This window comes from Burkholderia sp. AU30198 (genome assembly GCF_020419825.1).
Taxonomy (GTDB): Bacteria; Pseudomonadota; Gammaproteobacteria; order Burkholderiales; family Burkholderiaceae; genus Burkholderia.
This window is the reverse complement of record NZ_JAIZSA010000013.1, coordinates 193303-216498: the sequence shown is the minus strand read 5'-3', so window position 1 is coordinate 216498 and position 23196 is coordinate 193303. Positions and strand designations below refer to the sequence as shown.

General features: G+C 67.7%; 19 protein-coding genes and 1 pseudogene. 11 read left to right on the top strand and 9 right to left on the bottom strand.

What is annotated here, in order from left to right; genetic code table 11:
* The first annotated feature begins 9 nt into the window (after positions 1-9).
* From LGN19_RS26570 to LGN19_RS26555, 4 genes and pseudogenes are all read left to right on the top strand, one after another.
* A complete protein-coding gene (locus tag LGN19_RS26570; protein ID WP_226217966.1) occupies positions 10-837 on the top strand; it encodes a carbon-nitrogen hydrolase family protein in 828 nt (275 codons plus the stop codon).
* 85 nt (positions 838-922) lie between these two features.
* Positions 923-2389: a metalloprotease TldD gene (tldD, locus tag LGN19_RS26565; RefSeq protein WP_174956977.1), complete on the top strand. Its 1467-nt coding sequence runs from the start codon at positions 923-925 to the stop codon at positions 2387-2389.
* Positions 2390-2798: 409 nt separating this feature from the next.
* A complete protein-coding gene (gene aroG / locus LGN19_RS26560) occupies positions 2799-3872 on the top strand; it encodes a 3-deoxy-7-phosphoheptulonate synthase AroG (protein ID WP_122944527.1) in 1074 nt (357 codons plus the stop codon).
* A gap of 90 nt (positions 3873-3962) precedes the next feature.
* A pseudogene (locus tag LGN19_RS26555) lies at positions 3963-4235 on the top strand (type II toxin-antitoxin system VapC family toxin); the annotation flags it as partial.
* Between the two features lie 75 nt (positions 4236-4310).
* Here LGN19_RS26555 and hmpA read toward each other — a convergent pair.
* Entirely contained in the window at positions 4311-5519 is a 1209-nt protein-coding gene (gene hmpA / locus LGN19_RS26550; RefSeq protein ID WP_175222360.1) for an NO-inducible flavohemoprotein, read from the bottom strand.
* A gap of 93 nt (positions 5520-5612) precedes the next feature.
* On the bottom strand, positions 5613-6164 hold the full coding sequence (locus tag LGN19_RS26545; RefSeq protein ID WP_122944525.1) for a cob(I)yrinic acid a,c-diamide adenosyltransferase: 552 nt from the start codon (positions 6162-6164) through the stop codon (positions 5613-5615).
* Positions 6165-6306: 142 nt separating this feature from the next.
* Here LGN19_RS26545 and LGN19_RS26540 point away from each other — a divergent pair, with 142 nt between their 5' ends.
* The 6 genes from LGN19_RS26540 to proC all read left to right on the top strand — a co-directional run bounded on the left by LGN19_RS26540 (position 6307) and on the right by proC (position 13441).
* Positions 6307-7716, top strand: a complete 1410-nt coding sequence (locus LGN19_RS26540; protein ID WP_174956974.1) for an FAD-binding oxidoreductase — start codon at positions 6307-6309, stop codon at positions 7714-7716.
* A 41-nt stretch (positions 7717-7757) separates the two neighbouring features.
* Complete coding sequence (locus LGN19_RS26535) at positions 7758-9251, top strand: FAD-linked oxidase C-terminal domain-containing protein (protein ID WP_226217964.1); 1494 nt, start codon at positions 7758-7760, stop codon at positions 9249-9251.
* A gap of 173 nt (positions 9252-9424) precedes the next feature.
* A complete protein-coding gene (gene glcE / locus LGN19_RS26530; RefSeq protein ID WP_122944523.1) occupies positions 9425-10513 on the top strand; it encodes a glycolate oxidase subunit GlcE in 1089 nt (362 codons plus the stop codon).
* Between the two features lie 7 nt (positions 10514-10520).
* Positions 10521-11747, top strand: a complete 1227-nt coding sequence (glcF, locus tag LGN19_RS26525; protein WP_122944522.1) for a glycolate oxidase subunit GlcF — start codon at positions 10521-10523, stop codon at positions 11745-11747.
* A gap of 131 nt (positions 11748-11878) precedes the next feature.
* Complete coding sequence (locus LGN19_RS26520; RefSeq protein ID WP_226217962.1) at positions 11879-12577, top strand: YggS family pyridoxal phosphate-dependent enzyme; 699 nt, start codon at positions 11879-11881, stop codon at positions 12575-12577.
* Positions 12578-12628: 51 nt separating this feature from the next.
* Positions 12629-13441 carry a pyrroline-5-carboxylate reductase gene (proC, locus tag LGN19_RS26515; protein WP_226217960.1) on the top strand — a complete coding sequence of 271 codons (813 nt, stop codon included), beginning with the start codon at positions 12629-12631 and terminating at the stop codon, positions 13439-13441.
* Positions 13442-13586: 145 nt separating this feature from the next.
* Here the strand turns inward: proC and ubiA are convergent, their stop codons facing one another.
* The 7 genes from ubiA to recG form a co-directional block, all read right to left on the bottom strand.
* On the bottom strand, positions 13587-14450 hold the full coding sequence (ubiA, locus tag LGN19_RS26510; RefSeq protein ID WP_174963520.1) for a 4-hydroxybenzoate octaprenyltransferase: 864 nt from the start codon (positions 14448-14450) through the stop codon (positions 13587-13589).
* A 274-nt stretch (positions 14451-14724) separates the two neighbouring features.
* Positions 14725-15213: a Dps family protein gene (locus LGN19_RS26505; protein ID WP_226217958.1), complete on the bottom strand. Its 489-nt coding sequence runs from the start codon at positions 15211-15213 to the stop codon at positions 14725-14727.
* A 134-nt stretch (positions 15214-15347) separates the two neighbouring features.
* On the bottom strand, positions 15348-15500 hold the full coding sequence (locus tag LGN19_RS26500; protein WP_226217956.1) for a hypothetical protein: 153 nt from the start codon (positions 15498-15500) through the stop codon (positions 15348-15350).
* Positions 15501-15609: 109 nt separating this feature from the next.
* Positions 15610-17796: a catalase/peroxidase HPI gene (gene katG / locus LGN19_RS26495; protein ID WP_226217954.1), complete on the bottom strand. Its 2187-nt coding sequence runs from the start codon at positions 17794-17796 to the stop codon at positions 15610-15612.
* A gap of 120 nt (positions 17797-17916) precedes the next feature.
* Positions 17917-18045 carry a hypothetical protein gene (locus tag LGN19_RS39625; protein WP_264173192.1) on the bottom strand — a complete coding sequence of 43 codons (129 nt, stop codon included), beginning with the start codon at positions 18043-18045 and terminating at the stop codon, positions 17917-17919.
* A 394-nt stretch (positions 18046-18439) separates the two neighbouring features.
* Positions 18440-19399: a hydrogen peroxide-inducible genes activator gene (locus tag LGN19_RS26490; protein WP_122944516.1), complete on the bottom strand. Its 960-nt coding sequence runs from the start codon at positions 19397-19399 to the stop codon at positions 18440-18442.
* 125 nt (positions 19400-19524) lie between these two features.
* The gene (gene recG, locus LGN19_RS26485) at positions 19525-21846 is read right to left on the bottom strand and encodes an ATP-dependent DNA helicase RecG (protein ID WP_226217952.1); all 2322 of its coding nucleotides are present in this window, start codon (positions 21844-21846) and stop codon (positions 19525-19527) included.
* A 166-nt stretch (positions 21847-22012) separates the two neighbouring features.
* Between recG and queA the strand changes: the two genes are divergently transcribed.
* Positions 22013-23080 carry a tRNA preQ1(34) S-adenosylmethionine ribosyltransferase-isomerase QueA gene (queA, locus tag LGN19_RS26480; RefSeq protein ID WP_226217950.1) on the top strand — a complete coding sequence of 356 codons (1068 nt, stop codon included), beginning with the start codon at positions 22013-22015 and terminating at the stop codon, positions 23078-23080.
* Positions 23081-23196 lie beyond the last annotated feature (116 nt).

The following is a 23196-nucleotide window of genomic DNA, read 5'->3' as shown; positions in this document are numbered from 1 at the left end:
GATCCTGCGATGACCGACCCTACCCGTTCCGCCACGCCCTTCCAGGTCGCCGCGCTGCAGATGGTGAGCACGCCGGACGTCACGCGCAATCTCGCCGAAGCGCGCCGCCTGATCGCGGAAGCCGCCGGCGAAGGCGCGCAGCTCGTGCTGCTGCCCGAGTATTTCTGCTTCATGGGCCACCGCGACACCGACAAGCTCGCGCTCGCCGAACCCTACCGGGACGGCCCGATCCAGCACTTCCTCGCGGACGCCGCGCGTCGCCACGGTATCTGGGTGATCGGCGGCACGCTGCCGCTGAAGGCGCCGGAGCCCGATCGCGTGCTGAACACGACGCTCGTGTTCGATCCGTCCGGCAACGAAGCCGCGCGCTACGACAAGATCCACCTGTTCAACTTCGAAAAAGGCGACGAGTCGTTCGACGAGGCGCGTACGATCCGCGCGGGCGATACGGTCGTCGCGTTCGACGCGCCGTTCGGGCGGGTCGGCCTGTCGGTCTGTTACGATCTCCGCTTTCCGGAGCTGTATCGCAGGTTGGGCGACTGCGCGCTGATCGTCGTACCGTCGGCGTTTACGTATACGACGGGCCGCGCGCACTGGGAAATGCTGCTGCGCGCGCGGGCCGTCGAAAACCAGTGCTACGTGCTCGCGGCCGCGCAAGGCGGCAAGCACGAGAACGGCCGGCGCACCTGGGGCCACAGCATGCTGATCGACCCGTGGGGCGAGATCGTCGCGGTTCGCGACGTAGGCGCCAGCGTCGTGCTCGGCGCGATCGATCCGCAACGCATCGCCGACGTGCGCCAGAGCCTGCCCGCGTGGCGGCACCGCGTGCTGACCTGAATCCCCCGCGCCGCTTGAAACGCCGCACGGCCAACCCATCTGCCCAGAAGCACCCGACAACTTTTTGAGAAACCCCGATATCCGCATGAACATCATCGAACCCGGCATCCGCAACCTCGCGCTGGCGAAGGACATCCTGCTCACGCCGTATGGCCTCGACGAAAGCCTGCTCACGCGCACGATCGCCGACATCTTCACGCATCGCGTCGACTACGCGGACCTGTACTTCCAGGCGACCCGCAGCGAAGCGTGGAGCCTCGAGGAAGGCATCGTCAAATCGGGCAGCTTCAGCATCGACCAGGGCGTCGGCGTGCGCGCGGTCGCGGGCGACCGCACCGCGTTCGCGTACTCGGACGACCTGTCGCCGGAAGCCATCGCGCAAGCCGCCGCGGCCACCAAGGCGATCGCGGCGGCCGGCGGAGGCCGTCAGAAGATCAAGGCGGCGACGTCGCTGAAGGGCATCTCGGGCCGCGACCTGTACCTGCCGTCCGATCCGCTCGCGTCGCTCGACGCAACGGCCAAGGTCAAGCTGCTCGAGCGTATCGAGCAGATGGCACGCGGCCGCGACCCGCGCATCACGCAGGTGATGGCGGGCCTCGCCGGCGAATACGACGTCGTGCTGGTCGCGCGCAGCGACGGCGCGCTCGCGGCCGACATCCGCCCGCTCGTGCGCGTGTCGGTCACGGTGATCGCCGAGCAGAATGGCCGCCGCGAGATCGGCTCCGGCGGCGGCGGTGGCCGCTTCGACTACGGCTACTTCACCGACGACGTGCTGTCGCGCTACGTCGACGACGCCGTGCACGCGGCACTCGTCAACCTCGACGCCCGCCCCGCGCCCGCCGGCGCGATGACGGTCGTGCTCGGGCCGGGCTGGCCGGGCGTGCTGCTGCACGAGGCGATCGGCCACGGGCTCGAGGGTGACTTCAACCGCAAGGGTTCGTCGGCATTCGCCGGCCGGCTCGGCGAGCGCGTTGCTGCGAAGGGCGTGACCGTCGTCGACGACGGCACGCTGCCGAACCGCCGCGGCTCGCTGAACATCGACGACGAAGGCAACCCGACGCAGTGCACGACGCTGATCGAGGACGGCATCCTGAAGGGCTACATCCAGGACACGCTGAACGCACGCCTGATGAAGATGCCGGTCACGGGCAACGCGCGCCGCGAGTCGTACGCGGCACTGCCGATGCCGCGCATGACGAACACGTACATGCTGAACGGCGACAAGGATCCGCAGGAAATCATCGCATCGGTGAAGAACGGCCTGTACGCGGTGAACTTCGGCGGCGGTCAGGTCGACATCACGAACGGCAAGTTCGTGTTCTCGGCGTCCGAGGCGTACATGATCGAGAACGGCAAGATCACCTACCCGGTGAAGGGCGCGACGCTGATCGGCAGCGGCCCTGAATCGCTGAAGGACGTGAGCATGATCGGCAACGACATGTCGCTCGACTCGGGTGTCGGCGTGTGCGGCAAGGAAGGCCAGAGCGTGCCGGTCGGCGTCGGCCAGCCGACCCTGCGGATCGACAGGATGACGGTCGGCGGTACGGCATAACCGCATCGCGGCACAGACATTCCGCGCATTTTGAAGAAAACGCGCGGAATGTCCGCATTTTCGACGTTTCCCGGTTGCCAGCCGCCCGGCGACGGGGTATAAATTCCGAATCAACTTTTTTGACGAACCGAATCTCCGTCATGTCCGCCAAGTTTTATTTTTACTTTTTTTGGTATCTCAGACCGCTGGCGGATCGAGAGGGTTGATGGCGCGTAAAGCGCAACCGAAATTCCCGAAAAAACCGCCGGCGAACCCGGCGGTTTTTTTTTCGCCCTTCGCCACCCGGTCGCCGCCGCAGCGGTCCCGCGGCCCCGACCGAAACCACTGAATCGCTTGAATTGATGAATCTGCCGCACGCGCACTCGCACTCGCACTGACCGAACGGCGCCCGGAACCAAGGAGAAACAGCATGCCCCCGCACAACACCGACGACGTCCGCATTCGCGAACTCAAGGAACTGACGCCGCCCGCCCACCTGATCCGCGAATTCGCGTGCTCCGAAGCCGCGTCCGAGCTGATCTACAACTCGCGCCAGTCGATGCACCGCATCCTGCACGGGATGGACGATCGGCTGATCGTCGTGATCGGGCCGTGCTCGATCCACGACACGAAGGCGGCGATCGAATACGCGGGCCGGCTCGTGAAGGAGCGCGAGCGCTTCAAGGGCGAACTGGAAATCGTGATGCGCGTGTACTTCGAAAAGCCGCGCACGACGGTCGGCTGGAAGGGCCTCATCAACGATCCGCACCTCGACAACAGCTTCAAGATCAACGAAGGGCTGCGCACCGCGCGCGAGCTGCTGCTGCAGATCAACGAAATGGGGCTGCCGGCCGCGACCGAATACCTCGACATGATCAGCCCGCAGTACATCGCCGACCTGATCTCGTGGGGCGCGATCGGCGCGCGCACGACGGAATCGCAGGTGCACCGCGAGCTCGCGTCGGGGCTGTCGTGCCCGGTCGGCTTCAAGAACGGCACCGACGGCAACGTGAAGATCGCGGTCGACGCGATCAAGGCCGCGTCGCAGCCGCACCATTTCCTGTCGGTGACGAAGGGTGGCCACTCGGCGATCGTGTCGACGGCCGGCAACGAGGACTGCCACGTGATCCTGCGCGGCGGCAAGACGCCGAACTACGACGCGGACAGCGTGAACGCCGCATGCGCGGACATCGGCAAGGCCGGCCTCGCCGCACGCCTGATGATCGACGCGAGCCACGCGAACAGCTCGAAGAAGCACGAGAACCAGATCCCCGTGTGCGCGGACATCGGCCGCCAGCTCGCGGCCGGCGACTCGCGCATCGTCGGCGTGATGATCGAGTCGCACCTCGTCGAGGGCCGCCAGGACCTGAAGGAAGGCTGCGAGCTGACCTACGGCCAGAGCATCACCGACGCGTGCATCGCGTGGGACGACAGCGTGAAGGTGCTCGAAGGCCTCGCGGAATCGGTGAAGGCTCGGCGCGTCGCGCGCGGCAGCGGGAACTGATCGCCCGCAGAGACAGGCTGACCGCATGCCCCGCCGACGGCGGGTTGGCCATGCGGCCAGCCTGCGGTCGGCGTTTCGCTCTGCCAGACCGCGTCCATTTGGGAAATCGCGATCAAATACCGCGAAGGCAATCTGCCCGTCCATCCGCGCGATGCACGTTCGGCGTTCCGGCTCGCAGGTTTTGCGGAATTGCCGATCAGCAGCGATCACGTCGAAGCTGTCGCCGGATTGCCCGATTTCCCGGATCGTGCCGATCCGTTCGACCGCGTGATGGTCGCGCAGGCACTCCATGAAGGCGTGCCGCTCGTCAGCGCCGATCCGAAGGTGTGGCGCTATCACGCCACACTGATGCCGCGCGCCTGACGCGCTGCCCACCACAAAGTCAAAGCCCGGCTCGCGCCGGGCTTTTTTATGAACCGCCGATCCTGCGTACGAGCCTCACTCGAGCGCGCCCGAACCGAAGATCTCGGTGTTCACGCGCTCCGGCGCGACGCCGAGTGCGATCAGCGCGTCACGCTGCGCCTTCATGAATGCGATCGGGCCGCAGATGTAGTAGTCGGCATCCGGCACCAGCGCGAATTCCTTCACGCGCTCCGGCGTGAGACGGCCTTCGAGGTCGTAATCGACGCCGACACGATCGTTCGGGCCGACCTGCTCGTACAGCACCGTGCGCTTCACGTTCGCGTTCGCCCGCACCGTATCGTTCAGCCAGTCGCGGAACGCGTGCACCGCGCCCGAACGGCACGCATGGACGAACCGCACGCCGCGCTTGCTGCCTTCCGCGACCAGCGTCGACACCATCGACATCATCGGCGTGATGCCGACGCCGCCCGAGATCAGCACGACCGGCGTCTCGACGCCACGCTTCAGCGAGAATTCGCCCATCGGCGCGGTCACCTCGACGATCGCACCCTGCTCGACGCCGTCGTGCATCAGCGTCGACACCTTGCCGGCCGGAATGACTTCCGGCTTGCCGGCCTCGCGCTTCACCGAGATGCGCAGCCACTTGCCGTTCGGCGCGTCGGAGAGGCTGTACTGGCGCGGCTGGTCGACGCCGAGATCGCCGACGAAGCGCTTCACCGTGATGTACTGGCCCGGTTCGAACGTCGGTGCCGCGCCGCCGTCCGCCGGCGTCAGGTAGAACGACGTGATCTCGTCGCTCTCGCGCACCTTGCGCTCGACCTTGAACGGGCGGAACCCGCTCCATGCGGCGCCCGCGTACAAGTCGGCCTCGGCGCCGATCAGGATTTGCGCGAGCTGGCCGTACGCGACGCGCCATGCCTCGAGCGTGTCGGCATCGACCGCATCGCCGAGCACCTCGACGATCGACGCGAGCAGATTCTCGCCGACGATCGGGTAATGCTCGGGGCGGATGTTCAGGCTCGCGTGCTTGTGCGCGATGTGCGACACGGCGCCGCCCAGCGCGCCGAGGTTGTCGATGTTCGCCGCATACGCATAGACGGCCTTCGCGAGCGTCTCCGGCTGGCTGCCGGTCTTCTGGTGCGTCTGGTTGAACAGGTTCTTCAGTTCCGGATGGCGCGCGAACATGCGCTGGTAGAAATGCTTCGTGATCGTCGCACCGTGCACGGCGAGGACAGGGGCAGTGGCCTTCACGCGAGCCATCTGGTCAGCGGTAATGGGGGTCATGTTCATTCTCCGTTAAACATGTATATACGATACATCTTTAAATTTGCCCGTCCCTCGGGCAAATTGTCGCAGTGCGGAAATCCTTGCGCGGCGTCAGCGGACGCGGCCGCGCTCCCACAGCACGTCCGCCCCGCCGTCGGTGCGGTTCAGCACGCGCGCCAGCACGAACAGCAGGTCCGACAGCCGGTTCACGTAACGCCGCGGTGCATCATTGAGCGCGTCGTGGCGCCCGAGTGCGACGATCGAGCGCTCCGCGCGACGGCACACCGTCCGGCACACGTGCGCGAGCGACGCCGCGCGGGAGCCGGCCGGCAGGATGAATTCCTTCAGCGGCGGCAGCGTCCCGTTGTAATCGGCGAGCCAGCGGTCGAGGCGCGCGAGGTGCGTGTCGTCGATCACCGTGTGGCCGGGGATGCACAGCTCGCCTCCCAGGTCGAACAGGTCGTGCTGGATCGTGACGAGGGCCGTGCGCACGTCGTCGGGCAGCGGCTCGGCGAGCAGCACGCCGAGGTTCGAATTCAGTTCGTCGACGTCGCCGATCGCGGCGATCCGCACGTCGTCCTTGCCGATGCGCCGTCCGTCGCCGAGGCCGGTGGTGCCATCGTCGCCGGTGCGCGTGGCGATCTTGCTCAAGCGGTTGCCCATGCGAATGTCCTCTGGTGCGCGGCCGCCCTGCGGCCACGGGTTGCCGTGGAACGCGATTATCGCAGCCCGCGGCGGGGGCCGCAGCAGGCGTTCCAGCGTAGAATGGGCCGAAAGTTTGACAAGCAGTCGTCAGGAGACATTCGTGAATCACCCCGCCCCGCCGGCCGCCACGCGCCGTCCCCTTCCCCCTGCCATGCTCGATGCGCTGCGCGCCGCCTTCGGCGAGCGCGTGTCGACCGCCGACGCCGTTCGCGAGCACCACGGGCGCGACGAATCGCCGTTCGACCCGCAACTGCCCGACGCCGTCGTGTTCGCGCACAGCGCGGACGACGTGCGCGAAGTCGTGTCGCTGTGCTCGCTGTACAGCGTACCGCTGATCCCGTACGGCGCCGGCTCGTCGCTCGAAGGCCACCTGCTCGCGGTGCGCGGCGGCGTATCGCTCGACCTGTCGGAAATGAACCGCGTGCTGTCGATCAACGCCGAAGACCTGACCGTGACGGTCGAGCCGGGCATCACGCGCAAGGCGCTCAACGAAGCGCTGCGCGACACCGGCCTGTTCTTCCCGATCGACCCGGGCGCCGATGCCAGCATCGGCGGGATGACCGCAACGCGCGCGTCGGGCACCAACGCCGTGCGCTACGGCACGATGCGCGAGAACGTGCTCGGCCTGACCGCCGTGCTCGCCGACGGCCGCGTGGTGAAAACCGGCTCGCGCGCCCGCAAGTCGTCGGCCGGCTACGACCTCACGCGCCTGTTCGTCGGTTCCGAAGGCACGCTCGGCGTGATCACCGAGATCACGCTGCGCCTGCATCCGCTGCCCGAGGCCGTGTCGGCCGCGATCTGCACGTTCCCGTCGATGGGCGACGCCGTGCGCACCGTGATCGAGACGATCCAGATCGGCGTGCCGATCGCGCGCGTCGAATTCGTCGACGCGCTCGCGGTGCGCTCGATCAACCGCCATTCGAACCTGACGCTCACCGAAGCGCCGACGCTGTTCTTCGAATTCCACGGCACCGAGGCCGGTGTGAAGGAACAGGCCGAGCTCGTGCAGGCGCTCGCCGGCCAGAACCACGGCCAGGGCTTCGAATGGGCAACCCGCCCCGAAGACCGCAGCCGGCTCTGGGCCGCCCGCCACAACGCGTATTTCGCGATGCTGCAGTTGAAACCCGGCTGCCGCGCGGTGACGACCGACGTCTGCGTGCCGATCTCGCAGCTCGCCGCGTGCGTCGAGGAAACCGAAGTCGACCTGCGCGCGTCGTCGCTGCCCTGCCCGATCGTCGGCCACGTCGGCGACGGCAATTTCCATGTCGCGATCCTGATCGACCCCGACAAGCCGGAGGAAATCGCCGAAGCCGAGCACATCAACGACCGGATCGTCGAGCGCGCGCTGCGTCTCGGCGGCACCTGCACGGGCGAGCACGGCGTGGGGCTGCACAAGATGCGCTTCCTGCCCAAGGAACACGGCGACAATGCGATCGACACGATGCGGGCGATCAAGCTCGCGCTCGATCCGCGCAACCTGATGAATCCGGGCAAGATTTTCACGTGCTGACACGGCGGCGCGACAGCGCGCCGCCTGCTGCAGGAGACCCCATGAACGCTCCCGTCGAACTGTCGAGCGCGGCACGCGCGCAGCGCCAGCGCGAGGTCGTGCAGGCGCTGATGGCCGTGCTGCCGACGCACTGCCTGCTGTATCGCGACGAAGACACCGCGCCGTATGAATGCGACGGTCTGTCCGCGTACCGCCGCCTGCCGCTCGCGGTCGCGCTGCCCGAAACGGAATCGCAGGTACAGCGGATCGTGCAGATCTGCCGCCGCATGGAGGTGCCGATCGTGCCGCGTGGCGCGGGCACGAGCCTGTCGGGCGGCGCGCTGCCGATCGCGCTCGGCGTCGTGCTGTCGCTTGCGCGCTTCACGCGCATCGTCGAAGTCGATCCCTACGCGCGCACGGCGACCGTGCAGCCCGGCGTGCGCAACCTCGCGATCTCGGAGGCCGCCGCGCCGTACGGCCTCTATTACGCGCCCGATCCGTCGTCGCAGATCGCGTGCACGATCGGCGGCAACGTCGCGGAAAATTCCGGCGGCGTGCACTGCCTGAAATACGGGCTGACCGTGCACAACGTGATGCGCGTGCGCGCGGTGACGATCGACGGCGAGATCGTCGAATTCGGCTCGCTCGCGCTCGACATGCCGGGCCTCGACCTGCTTGCCGTGATGATCGGCAGCGAAGGGATGTTCGCGATCGTCACCGAGGTCACGGTGAGGCTGATCCCGAAACCGCAAACGGCCCAGCTCGTGATGGCGAGCTTCGACGACGTCGTCAAGGGCGGCGAGGCCGTCGCGGCGATCATCGCGTCGGGGATCATCCCGGCCGGGCTCGAAATGATGGACAAGCCGGCCACGCAGGCCGTCGAGGCATTCACGCACGCGGGCTACGACCTCGACGCGAAAGCGATGCTGCTGTGCGAATCGGACGGCACGCCGGAAGAAGTCGCGGAAGAGATCGTGCGGATGACGGCCGTGCTGCGCGAGCACGGCGCGACACGGATCCAGGTATCGCGCAACGAACACGAGCGGCTGCGCTTCTGGTCGGGCCGCAAGAATGCGTTCCCGGCCGCCGGCCGGATCTCCGCCGACTACTACTGCATGGACGGCACCGTGCCGCGCCGTGCGATCGGCCCGCTGCTCGCGCGCATCGAGCAGCTCGAAACGCGCTACGGGCTGCGCTGCATCAACGTGTTCCACGCGGGCGACGGCAACATGCATCCGCTGATCCTCTACAACGCGAACGATCCGGACGAGCTGCACCGCGCCGAGCAGTTCGGCGCGGAAATCCTCGAATGCTGCGTGGAATTCGGCGGCAGCGTGACGGGCGAGCACGGCGTCGGCATCGAGAAGCTCAATTCGATGTGCGTACAGTTCTCGCCGCAGGAGCGCGATGCGTTCTTCGCGGTCAAGCGCGCGTTCGATCCGGCCGGGCTGCTGAACCCGGACAAGGGCATCCCGACCCGTGCGCGCTGCGCCGAGTACGGTCGCCAGCACGTACGCGGCGGGCTGCTGCCGCACCCCGACCTGCCGCGTTTCTGAGCATCGCGCGCGGCGCGCCGGCCCGGGCCGGCGGCCGGGTCGCGGCGGACGGCCACGTTCGCGCGGCGGCGCGGGCATGCGGTCTGCAATACCGGGCTTAGGGATAGTCGCGATGTGGATTCGCGCCACCCCGGTACAATCGACCGAACAACAAGTCGAGGCAGCAACAGAACATGGAAGAGGACGACATCGTCGCCGGATGGGCCGAGCGCGTCCGCGCCGCCAGCGCCGACGGCCGGCCGCTGCGGATTCGCGGCGGCGGCACCAAGGACTGGTACGGCCAGGCGCTCGAGGGCGAAATACTCGACACGCGCGCGTTTCAGGGCGTCGTGTCGTACGACCCGGCCGAACTCGTCGTCACGGTCCGCGCGGGCACGCCGCTCGCGCAGCTTGAAACCGTCCTCGCCGAGTGCGGCCAGATGCTGCCGTTCGAGCCGCCGCACTTCGGCCGCGCGGCCACCGTCGGCGGCTGCGTCGCGGCCGGTCTCGCGGGCCCGCGGCGCGCCACCTGCGGCGCGCCGCGCGATTTCGTGCTCGGCGTCACGCTGATGAACGGCCGCGGCGACATGCTGCGCTTCGGCGGGCAGGTCGTGAAGAACGTCGCCGGCTACGACGTGTCGCGGCTGATGGCCGGCGCGCTCGGCACGCTCGGGCTGATGCTCGACCTGTCGATCAAGGTGCTGCCGATGCCCGTCGCCGAAGTCACGCTGAAGTTCGAGATGACCGCGACCGATGCAGTGCGCAAGCTCAACGAATGGGGCGGCCATCCGCTGCCCGTCAGCGCGAGCGGGTGGCGCAACGGCACGCTCGTACTGCGCCTGTCGGGCGCCGAGGCGGCCGTGAAATCCGCGAAGACGCAGCTCGGCGGCGAAGTCGTCGACGCGGTCGAGGCCGAACGCTTCTGGGCCGGCCTGCGCGAGCACACCGACCCGTTCTTCAACGGTATCCCGCCCGGCTATGCGCTGTGGCGCCTCGCGCTGCCGTCGATCACCGAACCGATGCACCTGCCGGGCACCCAGTTGATGGAATGGGGTGGCGCGCAGCGCTGGTGGATCACCGACGCCGATGCACAGACCGTGCGGATGAGCGCAAAGCAGGCCGGTGGCCACGCGACGCTGTTCCGCGCGGGCGACGCATACGACCGCAGCGCGGGCGTGTTCACGCCGCTCCCCGCCCCGATGATGAAAATCCACCGCGGGCTGAAGGCCGCGTTCGATCCCGCGCGCATCTTCAATCGCGGCCGGCTCTACCCCGATCTCTGAGGGCTCGATGCAAACGAACCTCGCCGATTTCATCCGCAATACGCCCGACGGCGACGAGGCCGACGCGATATTGCGCAAGTGCGTGCATTGCGGGTTCTGCACCGCGACCTGCCCGACCTATCAGTTGCTCGGCGACGAACTCGACGGCCCGCGCGGCCGGATCTACCTGATCAAGCAGATGGTCGAAGGCGCGCCCGTCACGCGCAGCACGCAGCAGCACCTCGACCGCTGCCTCACGTGCCGCAGCTGCGAGACGACCTGCCCGTCCGGCGTCCAGTACGGCCGGCTCGTGGAGATCGGCCGCAAGCACGTCGAGGCGCAGGTGCCGCGCCCGGTGCAGCAGCGTCTCGTGCGCCGCCTGCTCGCGAGCCTCGTGCCGAACGAGGCGCTGTTCTCGCCGGTGATGCGACTCGGCCAGCACGTGCGGCCGCTGCTGCCGAAGCGGCTGCGCGACAAGGTGCCGCCGCGCACGCGGCTGCTCGAATGGCCGCACCTCACGCATACGCGCAAGATGCTGATGCTGGGCGGCTGCGTGCAGCCGTCGATGCTGCCGAACATCAACATCGCGACCGCGCGTGTGCTCGACGCGCTCGGCATCGAGACGGTCGTCGCACCCGACGCGGGCTGCTGCGGCGCGATCCGCCTGCACCTGAACTATCACGACGAGGCGCTCGACGACGCACGCCGCAACATCGACGCATGGTGGCCCCATGTCGAACAGGGCGTCGAGGCGATCGTGATGAATGCGTCGGGCTGCGGCGCGACGGTGCTCGAATACGCGCACCTGCTGCGCGACGACCCGGCCTACGCGGAGAAGGCACAGCGCATCGTGTCGCTCACGCGCGACATCTCCGACGTGCTGCTCGCGTTCGAGGCCGAACTCGCGACGCTCGCGCGGCGTCGCGCGATCCATACGGTCGCGTACCACCCGCCGTGCACGTTGCAGCACGGCCAGCAGTCGCGCGGCAAGGTCGAACGCCTGCTCGAGACGCTCGGCATCGACGTGCGGCTGCCGGCCGACAGTCATCTGTGCTGCGGCTCGGCCGGCACCTATTCGCTGACGCAGCCGTCGCTGTCGTACCGGTTGCGCAAGCAGAAGCTGCTGAAGCTGCAGGCGCTCGAACCGCAGATGATCGTCTCCGGCAACGTCGGCTGCATCGCGCACCTGCAGAGCGGCACGCAGATTCCGGTCGCCCACTGGATCCAGCTCGTCGAGCATCTGCTGTACGGCTAGGGCCGGTTCATGCGAATGACGGATGGGCGCTGGGCCTCGCGCGCGGCGTCCGTATAATGGGCGGATCGATGCGTCGCGTGCCGCGGCGCATCCGCTCCATGCCTGCTTCCGTGCCTGCTTTCGTGCCCGTCATGTCCGATCTCGCCGCCCGCCTCGAATCCGTTCATCGCCGCATCGCCGACGCCGCCCGCGCGGCCAGCCGCGATCCCGCCACCGTGTCGCTGCTTGCCGTCTCGAAGACGTTTCCTGCCGACGACGTGCGCGCCGCGCATGCGGCCGGGCAGCGTGCATTCGGCGAAAACTACGTACAGGAATCGATCGACAAGATCGACGCGCTCGCCGACCTGCGCACCAGCCTCGAATGGCATTTCATCGGGCCGCTGCAATCGAACAAGACGCGCCCGGTGGCCGAACGCTTCGACTGGGTCCATTCGGTCGACCGGCTGAAGATCGCGCAGCGCCTGTCGGAACAGCGCCCCGCGCACCTGCCGCCGCTCAACGTGTGCGTGCAGGTGAATATCAGCGGCGAGGCGTCGAAGAGCGGCGTCGCGCCGGCCGACCTGGCCGAGGTCGCGCGCGCGGTCGCGGCGCTCCCGTCACTGCGGCTGCGCGGCCTGATGGCGATTCCCGAACCGGCCGGCGACACCGACGCGCAACGCGTGCCGCATCGCGCGCTGCGCGCGCTGTTCGACGCGTTGCGCGCCGGCGGCCTGCCGCTCGACACGCTGTCGATGGGCATGTCCGCCGATCTCGATGCGGCCGTGCTCGAAGGCGCGACGATCGTGCGCGTCGGCACCGCGATCTTCGGCGCGCGCGATTACTCGCACTGAACGCCGCCCCCTTTACGCCCTACCGTTCACTCACTCGCTCAATCGGACATCATGAAAATCGCATTCATCGGCGGCGGCAACATGGCCGCGGCCCTGATCGGCGGCCTGATCAAGCGCGGCGTCGCCGCTGACAGCCTGTATGCCATCGACGTCAACGAAGAGGTGCGCGCGCGCGCCGCCCAGCAGTTCGGCGTGCGCACCGGCGCGGCCGTCGACGCGACGCTCGCCGACTACGACGCGGTCGTGCTCGCGGTGAAGCCGCAGGTGCTGAAGGACGTCGCGCAGGCGCTCGCACCGCACCTGAAGTCGCAGCTCGTGATCAGCATCGCGGCCGGCATCCGCGGCACCGATCTCGCGCGCTGGCTCGGCGGCTACGACCGCATCGTGCGCACGATGCCGAACACGCCCGCGCTCGTCGGCATGGGCGTGACGGGCCTCGCCGCGCTGCCGGGCGTCGATGCGGCGGGCCGCGAACTCGCGTCGAACGTGCTCGGCGCGGTCGGCGAGATCGTGTGGTTCGACGACGAATCGAAGCTCGACGCCGTCACGGCCATTTCGGGCAGCGGCCCCGCGTACGTGTTCTATTTCATCGAAGCGCTGCAGGAAGCTGCGCGCCAGCTCGGCATGAACGACGAACAGGGCCGCGCACTCGCGGTCGCGACGTTCACGGGTGCCGCGCAACTCGCCGCGCAATCGGGCGAGCCGGCAAGCGTGCTGCGCGAACGCGTCACGTCGAAAGGCGGTACGACGGCCGCCGCGCTCGCGTCGTTCGACGCGCAAGGCGTGAAGGATGCGATCGTGCGCGGCGCGCTTGCGGCCGAAGCGCGCGCGAAGGAAATGGGCGACGAGCTCGGTCGCGCGTAAGCGCGCCGGCGGTACCGGCCCGGTGTGCTCAGCGCCGCACGGGCCGCCCCCTTTGCCTTGCTCGACCAACAAAAAAAGCGGCCCAGGCCGCTTTTTTTGTTGCCGCGTTCCGCACGACATGACGCCGGCGGACAGATCGGGAAACTCAGCTCCCTGCCAGCAGGTAATGCGCGGCAATGCCCGCGAACAGCACGCCGCCGAGCCAGTTGTTGTGCCGGAACGCGGCGAAGCACGGCATCCGCTCACGGCCCTTGATCAGCGTGTAGTGATACAGCGCGCAGCCGACCGCCGCCGCCCAGCCGGCCCAGTACGCGAGGCCGAAGCCGAGCGTCACGCCAATCCACACGTAGATGCCGAGCGTCACCGCGTAGCACAGCATGACGGCCGCGACGTCGAAGCGGCCGAACGTCAGCGCGGACGTGCGGATCCCGATCTTGATGTCGTCGTCGCGATCGACCATCGCGTATTCGGTGTCGTACGCGACCGACCAGAAAATGTTCGCGGCCAGCATCACCCACGCGATCGTCGGCACCGTGTCCTGCACGGCCGCGAACGCCATCGGAATGCCGAAGCCGAACGCGATGCCGAGATACGCCTGCGGAATCGCGAAGAAGCGCTTCATGAACGGATACGAGCCCGCGACGAACAGCGCGACGACGGACAGCTGCTTGGTCAGCGTGTTGAGCGGCAGGATCAGCAGGAACGAGATGAATGCGAGCCCGACCGCGATCGCGATGGCTTCCCACGCGCGGATCTTGCCCGACGTCAGCGGCCGGTCGGCCGTGCGCTTCACGTGGCGGTCGAAATCGCGGTCGGCGTAGTCGTTCATCGCGCAGCCGGCCGAGCGCATCAGCAGCGTGCCGAGCGAGAAGATCACGAGCAGCGGCCAGCGCGGATGGCCGTCGGACGCGATCCACAGCGCGTTGAGCGTCGGCCACAGCAGCAGCAGGCTGCCGATCGGCTTGTCCATCCGGACGAGCCGCAGATACAGGGGAAAGCGGGCAAGCATGGCGAAGCACCGGGAAGATAACCCCGGCATTTTAGAGCCGAGCGGTGCTTTGCGTCATGTCGGCGCGGCCGGCGGGCGGTGCCGGCGGGACAACAGCGCGCTGCCCGTGCCCGCTGCACATGGCCGAGCCGCAAAGCGCATCAATCAAGGGACAGAGCCGGCACACGCGCGGATCCGTCAGGCGCACCGGCCTGCGCTCGACCCGATTCGTACAGATCAATCAGGGCCGGAGCAGCGTGCGCGGACTTCAGCCAGCTTGCCGCGCGTTGCACGCCTACGCGAGCAGCGACCGCAGCATCCACGCGGTTTTTTCATGAATCTGCAGGCGCTGCGTCAGCAGGTCGGCGGTCGGCTCGTCGCTCGCCGCATCGGCAAGCGGGAAGATCGCGCGCGCAGTTCGCACGACGGCCTCATGCCCCTCGACGAGCTCGCGGATCATGTCTTCGGCCGCCGGCACGCCGTTCGCTTCCGGCACCGACGACAGTTTCGCGAAATCGCCGAAGGTGCCCGGCGCGACGACGCCGAGCGTGCGAATGCGTTCGGCAACCGAATCGACCGCGAGCCACAGTTCGTTGTACTGCGCCTCGAACATCAGGTGCAGCGTGTTGAACATCGGGCCCGTGACATTCCAGTGGAAATTGTGGGTCTTCAGGTACAGCGTGAACGTATCGGCGAGCAGGCGCGACAGGCCTTCCGCGATCTTCTTGCGGTCCTTGTCGCTGATGCCGATGTTGATCTGCGCAGCGTAAGTCTTCCCTGACATGTTCTGGACTCCTTATTCAATGAAGCAGAGCAATAAAAGCGAATCGGGCTACCTGTCTATTGATACCGCACTACCGATACCGCACTACCCGCACGCACGGCTCGCCACTGCGCGTGGCGCGCAAAACGCCGCGCTCAGGCAGCCGCGATCGCGTGCAACGCCTGCGACACCAGCTCGGCCGCGCCGCCGATGACGATGGCGGATCCGACGACGTATCGCGCGATCTCGGTCGGCGCCCGCACCTTCGGCGCCAGTGCTGCGCGCATGTTCTGCATCATTTGCGTCATGATCGTCACTCCTTCAACAAAACCCAGGGTCTGAAAAAACGGCCGGTCGGACGACCGGCCGTTTCCCGTTACTGCACTACTGCATCACCGAACTACTGCACGGCGACACTCACGCGAGATCGAAGCGGTCGAGGTTCATCACCTTGTTCCAGGCCGCGACGAAATCGCGCGCGAACTTCTCCTTCGCATCCTCGCTGCCGTACACCTCGGCCAGCGCACGCAGTTGCGCATGCGAACCGAAGATCAGGTCGACGCGCGAGCCGGTCCACTTGACCTTGCCCGTCGCACGATCGCGCCCTTCGAACACGTCGTTCGCTGCCGACACCGGCTTCCATTCCGTGCCCATGTCGAGCAGGTTCACGAAGAAGTCGTTCGTCAGCGCTTCCGGACGGTCGGTGAACACGCCGTGCTTCGCATCGCCGGCATTCGCACCCAGCACGCGCAGGCCACCGACGAGTGCCGTCATCTCGGGCGCGGTCAGCGTCAGCAGTTGCGCCTTGTCGACCAGCAGCGCCTCGGCCGGCGTCTGGTACGCGTGCTTCAGGAAGTTGCGGAAGCCATCTGCAACCGGCTCGAGCACGGCCATCGCTTCGATGTCGGTCTCTTCCTGCGACGCATCCGCACGGCCCGGTGCGAACGGCACCGTCACCGCGACGCCCGCGTTCTTCGCGGCCTGCTCGACGCCGGCCGCACCGGCCAGCACGATCAGGTCGGCGAGCGACACCTTCTTGCCGCCCGTCTGCGCGTCGTTGAACGCCTTCTGCACGCCTTCGAGCGTCGCCAGCACCTTCGCGAGTTCGGCCGGACGGTTCACTTCCCAGTCCTTCTGCGGCGCCAGGCGAATACGCGCACCGTTTGCACCGCCGCGCTTGTCCGAACCGCGGAACGTCGCAGCCGACGCCCATGCGGTCGACACGAGCTGCGACACCGACAGGCCCGATGCGAGCACCTTCGCCTTCAGCGCCGCGACGTCGGCGTCGTCGATCAGCTTGTGGTCGACGGCCGGAATCGGGTCCTGCCACAGCAGATGCTCGGCCGGCACGTCCGGGCCCAGATAGCGGGCACGCGGGCCCATGTCGCGGTGCGTGAGCTTGAACCAGGCACGCGCGAACGCGTCGGCGAACTCGGCCGGGTTGTCGTAGAAGCGGCGCGAAATCTTCTCGTAGGCCGGATCGAAACGCAGCGACAAGTCGGTCGTCAGCATCGTCGGGCGATGCTTCTTCGACGCATCGAACGCATCCGGAATCACGTCGCCGGCGTCCTTCGCGACCCACTGGTGCGCGCCGGCCGGGCTCTTCGTGAGCTCCCATTCGTAGCTGAACAGGTGCTTGAAGAAGTCGTTGCTCCACTGCGTCGGCGTCGACGTCCACGTGACTTCGAGGCCGCTGGTGATGGCATCCTTGCCCTTGCCCGTGCCGAACGTGCTCTTCCAGCCGAGGCCCTGCTCTTCGAGGCCCGCGGCTTCCGGTTCAGCGCCGACGTTCGAGGCCGGACCGGCTCCGTGCGTCTTGCCGAACGTGTGGCCGCCCGCGATCAGCGCGACCGTCTCTTCGTCGTTCATCGCCATGCGCGCGAACGTCTCGCGGATGTCATGCGCGGCCGCGACCGGGTCGGGGTTGCCGTCCGGGCCTTCCGGGTTCACGTAGATGAGGCCCATCTGCACCGCGGCGAGCGGGCTTTCGAGATCGCGCTTGCCCGAGTAGCGGCTGTTCGGGCCGCCGCTCAGTTCCAGCCAGATCTTTTCCGAACCCCAGTACACGTCGTCCGGTTCCCACGTATCGACGCGGCCGCCGGCGTAGCCGAAGGTCTTGAAGCCCATCGATTCGAGCGCGACGTTGCCGGTCAGGATCAGCAGGTCGGCCCACGAGATGTTGCGGCCGTACTTCTGCTTGATCGGCCACAGCAGCCGGCGCGCCTTGTCGAGACTCACGTTGTCCGGCCAGCTGTTGAGCGGCGCGAAGCGCTGCTGACCGCCACCCGCGCCGCCGCGGCCGTCGGCCGTGCGGTACGTGCCGGCGCTGTGCCAGGCCATGCGGATGAACAGGCCGCCATAGTGGCCGAAGTCGGCCGGCCACCAATCCTGCGACGCCGTCATCAGCGCGTGCAGATCCTTCTTCACCGCCGCAAGGTCCAGCGTCTTGAACGCTTCGGCGTAGTCGAAATCCTTGTCCATCGGATCGGACAGTGCCGAATGCCGGTGCAGGATGTTCAGGTTAAGCTGATTCGGCCACCAGTCCTTGTTCGTCGTGCCGCCACCAGCGGTGTGGTTGAACGGGCACTTCGTTTCGTTCGACATGCGATTTCTCCTTGGCTTGCTCATATGACTCCACCCGTTCGCTCCGGCAGCATGCCGGGCGCGGTTGGCGGAGTGTCATTGCGGGGATGGGAAACGGAACAGGTTGGTCCTCCTGTCGTACTACGGGATGTCGTACGTGGCCTGTGGCGCGCGCTCCCGCTGCGATGCGCCGCAGGCGGGTCGCTCGGGGAACCGGCTGCCGGCAGGCGTCGTGCCGGCGCTGCGGGCGGTATTCCAGCTTTCGGACATGCGATGCTCCCTCATGGCTTGACGGCGGGTGACGCGGGGGAACACTGAACCGGCGCGCGGCGGCGTTCAACCACCATACACACGGTCCGCCAGGTACGCGAACGCAATCGGACGCAGGCTACGAACCGCCGCCCTGGCGCGATGTACGACCGTGTCGCGCGACGGGATGTTCCGCTGCGCGCGCTGCAATACCGATTGCATCATGACACCCTCCTTCGACGCTTGCATTCGACGGGCGGATCAGTCATCGACATCACGCCGATCCATGTAGAGGATTCTATTCACATCTATCGAATTATTGAATTTGATAACTTTTATCTATGCGATAGAGAAAAATAAACGGGGTCGCAAGACCCCGTTCATCGTGCTGCCACCTGTGCATGCTGCAGCGTGCTCAGTTCATCGTCGCCGGCATGTCGAGCTTCGCGACGCCCGGCAGGTCGCACGCGGAAATTGCGTCGCTGATCGCGTCGATCGCGGGCATCCGCGTGAAGCTCTTGCGCCATACGAGCACCACGCGGCGATCGGGCACCGGCTCGTTGAACGGCACGTACGACAGCAGTTCGGCATCGGGGCCGTTCGCGCGCGGGCCGACCTCGGCGACCGACATCCGCGGCAGCACGGTGATGCCGACGCCGCTCGCGACCATGTGGCGGATCGTCTCCAGCGACGAGCCCTCGAAGGTCTTCTGGATGCCGTCGGCCGTCTGCGAGAAGCGCATCAGCTCCGGGCACACGCCGAGCACGTGATCGCGGAAGCAGTGGCCGTTGCCAAGCAGCAGCATGGTTTCCTGCTTCAGATCCTCGGCGTCGATTTCCTCGCGCTTCTCCCACGGATGGCCGGCGGGCAGCGCAACGACGAACGGTTCGTCGTACAGCGGGCGCACCATCAGGCCGGTTTCCGGAAACGGCAGCGCCATGATCGCGGCGTCGATCTCGCCCTGCTTCAGCAGTTCGAGCAGCTTCAGCGTGTAGTTTTCCTGCAGCATCAGCGGCATCTGCGGGACGCGCTGGATCATCTGCTTGACGAGCGTCGGCAGCAGGTACGGCCCGATCGTGTAGATCACGCCCAGGCGGAACGGACCGACCAGCGGATCCTTGCCCTGCTTCGCGATCTCCTTGATCGCGAAGGTCTGCTCGAGCACGCGCTGTGCCTGCGTGACGATCTGGTCGCCGATCGGTGTCACGCTCACTTCGCTCGCACCGCGTTCGAAAATCTGCACGTTGAGCTCGTCTTCGAGCTTCTTGATCGCTACCGACAGCGTCGGCTGGCTCACGAAGCATGCTTCGGCCGCGCGGCCGAAATGCCGTTCGCGCGCGACCGCGACGATGTATTTCAATTCAGTCAGCGTCATTGTGGGTCAATCAGGGATATACAGGCGATAGGTTTAATTTATACACCCTGTGACACCGGTTCGCCAAGTTTCTCAGCATCGGAATGCTTCAAACGGCGGTTTTAAATCCGGCCCCGACCCGCGGATCAAGCCTTCAGATACTGCTCGCGCGCGCCGAGCCAGCGTGCGAGATGCTGCGTGACGATCTCGGGATACGCGGCAATCAGCCGCGTCGCGGCTTCGCGGGCCGGATCGATCAGCCAGCCGTCGGTCTCGAGGTTCGCAAAGCGCAGCATTGCCGCGCCCGACTGACGTGCGCCGAGGAATTCGCCGGGGCCGCGGATCTCGAGGTCGCGCCGTGCGATCTCGAAGCCGTCGGTCGTCTCGCGCATCGTCTTCAGCCGCTCGCGGCCCGTGAGTGACAGCGGCCCCGTGTACAGCAGCACGCACACCGACGCCGCGGTGCCGCGCCCGACCCGGCCGCGCAACTGGTGCAGCTGCGCGAGACCGAAGCGCTCCGCGTGCTCGATCACCATCAGCGACGCGTTCGGCACGTCGACGCCGACCTCGATCACGGTCGTCGCGACCAGCAGTTGCACGTCGTTGCGCGTGAACGCTTCCATCACGGCCGCCTTGTCGGCCGGCGACAGCCGGCCGTGCACGAGCCCGACCTTCAGCTCCGGGAGCGTGGTGGCCAGCGTCTCGTAAGTCTCGACGGCCGTCTGCAGCTGCAGCGTCTCGCTCTCCTCGATCAACGGGCACACCCAGTAGACCTGGCGCCCGGTCAGCGCGGCCTCGCGCACGCGGGCGATCACCTCCTCGCGCCGCGCATCGCCGACGAGGCGCGTCAGCACGGGCGTGCGGCCCGGCGGCAGCTCGTCGATCGTCGAGACCTCGAGATCCGCGTAGTACGTCATCGCGAGCGTGCGCGGAATCGGCGTGGCCGACATCATCAGCTGGTGCGGCTGGAAGTCGCGCGCGCCGTTGGCCGCGTTCGCGGCCTTCGCGCGCAGCGCGAGCCGCTGCTCGACGCCGAAGCGGTGCTGCTCGTCGACGATCACGAGGCCGAGCCGCGCGAATTCGACGGTGTCCTGGATGATCGCGTGCGTGCCGATCACGAGCTGCGCGGTGCCGAGCGCGGCCGCCTCGATCGCCGCGCGCTTCTCCTTCGCCTTCAGGCTGCCCGCGAGCCACGCGACCGTGACGCCGAGCGGCTCGAGCCACGCGCGCAGCTTGCGCGCGTGCTGTTCCGCGAGAATTTCGGTCGGCGCCATCAGCGCGGCCTGGTAGCCGGCGTCGATCGCCTGCGTGGCGGCCAGCGCTGCAACGACCGTCTTGCCGCTGCCGACGTCGCCCTGCAGCAGACGCTGCATCGGGTGCGCGAGCGTGAGGTCGTTCGCGATCTCGTCGACGACGCGCCCCTGCGCGCCGGTCAGCGTAAACGGCAGCGCCGCGTAGAGCCGGGTCGTCAGCGCAGCGGCATCGCTCGCGGTGCGGCGCGGCATCGCGGGCGCCGCGCGCGTGCGACGCTCCTCGTGTGCGCGCTTGAGCGACAGCTGCTGCGCGAGCAGCTCCTCGAACTTGATGCGCGTCCACGCCGGATGCGAGCCGTCCATCAGCGCGGCTTCGTCGGAATCGACGCGCGGGTGGTGCAGGATCCGCACCGCCTGCTCGAGCGTCGGCACGTCGAGCGGCTTGAGGTAGTCGCGCTGGATCTCGGGTGGCAGCAGTTCGGGCAGCGGCGTGCGCTCGACCGCGTTCTCGATCGCCTTGCGCAGATAAGCCTGCGACACGCCGGCCGTGCTCGGGTAGACGGGCGTGAGCACCTGCGGCAGCGGCGCATCGGCTTCGACGACGCGCACCGCCGGATGCACCATCTCCATCCCGAAGAAGCCGCCGCGCACGTCGCCGCGCACGCGCAGCCGCTGGCCGACGGCCATCTGCTTGACCTGCGAGCCGTAGAAATTCAGGAAGCGCAGCACGAGGTGCTCGCCGTCGTCGTCCTGGATCTTCACGACCAGCTGGCGACGCGGCCGGTATGCAACCTCGTTGTCGAACACGACGCCTTCGGCCTGCGCGATGCCACCCGGCAGCAACTCGCCGATCGGCGTGAGCGTGGTTTCGTCCTCGTAGCGCATCGGCAGATGCAGCACGAGATCGATCGAACGCGTGAGGCCGAGCTTCGCGAGCTTGTCGACGGTCTTCACGGGTTTATCCGCGGCCGGCTTCTTCTTGCGCTTCGCGCCGGCCGCGCCCACTGCGTCGGTCGCCGCGGCGCCGTCGACATCGGCATCGGGCGCGGCGGCGGCCGGCTGCGCGAGCCTGCCGTCGGCGCCGCGCTTCGGGCCGGCGCGGCGCGGTGCGGCGCGCTCCACCGCGTCTTGAACGGGTAGCGCGGCCTCCTCCGCGTCGAACGGATCGGCGGAATCGGCAACGGCGGCGGGGGAACGGCGTGGTGACACAGGCATCGGATCGTCTGGGTGCTTCGCAAGGCAAGTACAATAGCGGCTTTCACGTCGTCCGAACGAACGACGCCGGCCAGGCCGCGCATCCCGCATCATAGCGGCTCGCGCGCCCCATTTACGCGTTTCCGCCCTGCCGGCGACGCCCGCCGGCCGCTTCGAACCAGCCCGCATGTTCACGCTTTCCGATTTCGATTTCAATCTGCCGCCCGAGCTGATTGCACAAACCGCGCTGCCCGATCGCACCGCGAGCCGCCTGCTCGAGGTGGACGGCACCGTCGCGCCCGCGCGCCTGGTCGATCGCCAGTTCACCGAGCTGCCGTCGTGCATCGCAGCCGGCGACCTGCTCGTCTTCAACGATACCAAGGTGCTGAGGGCGCGTTTCTTCGGCCAGAAGGCCAGCGGCGGCAAGATCGAAGTGCTGATCGAGCGCGTGACGGGCACGCACACGGCGCTCGCGCAGATCCGCGCGAGCAAGTCGCCGGGCGCCGGCACGACGCTGCGGCTCGCCGATGCGTTCGACGTGACGGTCGGCGAGCGCGTCGAGCCGTTCTTCACGCTGAACTTCCCCGAGCCGTGCCTCGACCTGATCGAGCAGTACGGCCGCCTGCCGCTGCCGCCGTATATCGAGCACGATCCGGACGCGACCGACGAGACGCGCTACCAGACCGTCTACGCGAGCAATCCGGGCGCGGTCGCCGCACCGACGGCCGGGCTGCACTTCGACCAGCCGATGCTCGACCGGCTCGACGCGATGGGCGTCGAACGCGCGACGCTGACGCTGCACGTCGGCGCCGGCACGTTCCAGCCGGTGCGCGTCGACAACATCGCCGAGCACAAGATGCACAGCGAGTGGTACGACCTGCCGCAGTCGCTCGTCGACAAGATCGCCGCGACCCGTGCACGCGGCGGCAACGTGATCGCGGTCGGCACGACGTCGATGCGCGCGCTCGAAGCCGCCGCGCGCGCGGCCGACGAAGCGGGCCGCCCGCTCGCGGCCACGCAGGCCGAGACCGACATCTTCATCACGCCCGGCTATCGTTTCCGCGTGGTCGACCGGCTCGTCACGAACTTCCACCTGCCGAAGTCGACGTTGCTGATGCTCGTGTCCGCGTTCGCGGGCGTCGAGACGATCCGCGCCGCGTACCGGCACGCGATCGAGCAACGCTACCGCTTCTTCAGCTACGGCGACGCGATGCTGCTCACGCGCCGCGACACGCCGGAGGCGCCGCGCGCGTAAGCGCGGCATGCGCGACGGCCCACGCACCGCGCGGCCGCCGCGCCCCGTTTTCCCGCTGCGCGCGCTACGATGGCGCGCACCGCTTTTCCCTGCCGCCGACTTCCGGCGGCGCTTCC

Bases quoted from the DNA above. Each gene is read 5' to 3' on its own strand.
- LGN19_RS26490 (WP_122944516.1), bottom strand. From the start codon at position 19,399: ATGACGCTGACTGAATTGAAATACATCGTCGCGGTCGCGCGCGAACGG.
- tldD (WP_174956977.1), top strand. From the start codon at position 923: ATGAACATCATCGAACCCGGCATCCGCAACCTCGCGCTGGCGAAGGAC.
- queA (WP_226217950.1), top strand. From the start codon at position 22,013: ATGTTCACGCTTTCCGATTTCGATTTCAATCTGCCGCCCGAGCTGATT.
- LGN19_RS26570 (WP_226217966.1), top strand. From the start codon at position 10: ATGACCGACCCTACCCGTTCCGCCACGCCCTTCCAGGTCGCCGCGCTG.
- LGN19_RS39625 (WP_264173192.1), bottom strand. From the start codon at position 18,045: ATGTCCGAAAGCTGGAATACCGCCCGCAGCGCCGGCACGACGCCTGCC.
- katG (WP_226217954.1), bottom strand. From the start codon at position 17,796: ATGTCGAACGAAACGAAGTGCCCGTTCAACCACACCGCTGGTGGCGGC.
- ubiA (WP_174963520.1), bottom strand. From the start codon at position 14,450: ATGCTTGCCCGCTTTCCCCTGTATCTGCGGCTCGTCCGGATGGACAAG.
- LGN19_RS26500 (WP_226217956.1), bottom strand. From the start codon at position 15,500: ATGACGCAAATGATGCAGAACATGCGCGCAGCACTGGCGCCGAAGGTG.
- glcE (WP_122944523.1), top strand. From the start codon at position 9,425: ATGGAAGAGGACGACATCGTCGCCGGATGGGCCGAGCGCGTCCGCGCC.
- LGN19_RS26520 (WP_226217962.1), top strand. From the start codon at position 11,879: ATGTCCGATCTCGCCGCCCGCCTCGAATCCGTTCATCGCCGCATCGCC.
- LGN19_RS26545 (WP_122944525.1), bottom strand. From the start codon at position 6,164: ATGGGCAACCGCTTGAGCAAGATCGCCACGCGCACCGGCGACGATGGC.
- LGN19_RS26505 (WP_226217958.1), bottom strand. From the start codon at position 15,213: ATGTCAGGGAAGACTTACGCTGCGCAGATCAACATCGGCATCAGCGAC.
- aroG (WP_122944527.1), top strand. From the start codon at position 2,799: ATGCCCCCGCACAACACCGACGACGTCCGCATTCGCGAACTCAAGGAA.
- recG (WP_226217952.1), bottom strand. From the start codon at position 21,846: ATGCCTGTGTCACCACGCCGTTCCCCCGCCGCCGTTGCCGATTCCGCC.
- LGN19_RS26535 (WP_226217964.1), top strand. From the start codon at position 7,758: ATGAACGCTCCCGTCGAACTGTCGAGCGCGGCACGCGCGCAGCGCCAG.
- glcF (WP_122944522.1), top strand. From the start codon at position 10,521: ATGCAAACGAACCTCGCCGATTTCATCCGCAATACGCCCGACGGCGAC.
- hmpA (WP_175222360.1), bottom strand. From the start codon at position 5,519: ATGACCCCCATTACCGCTGACCAGATGGCTCGCGTGAAGGCCACTGCC.
- proC (WP_226217960.1), top strand. From the start codon at position 12,629: ATGAAAATCGCATTCATCGGCGGCGGCAACATGGCCGCGGCCCTGATC.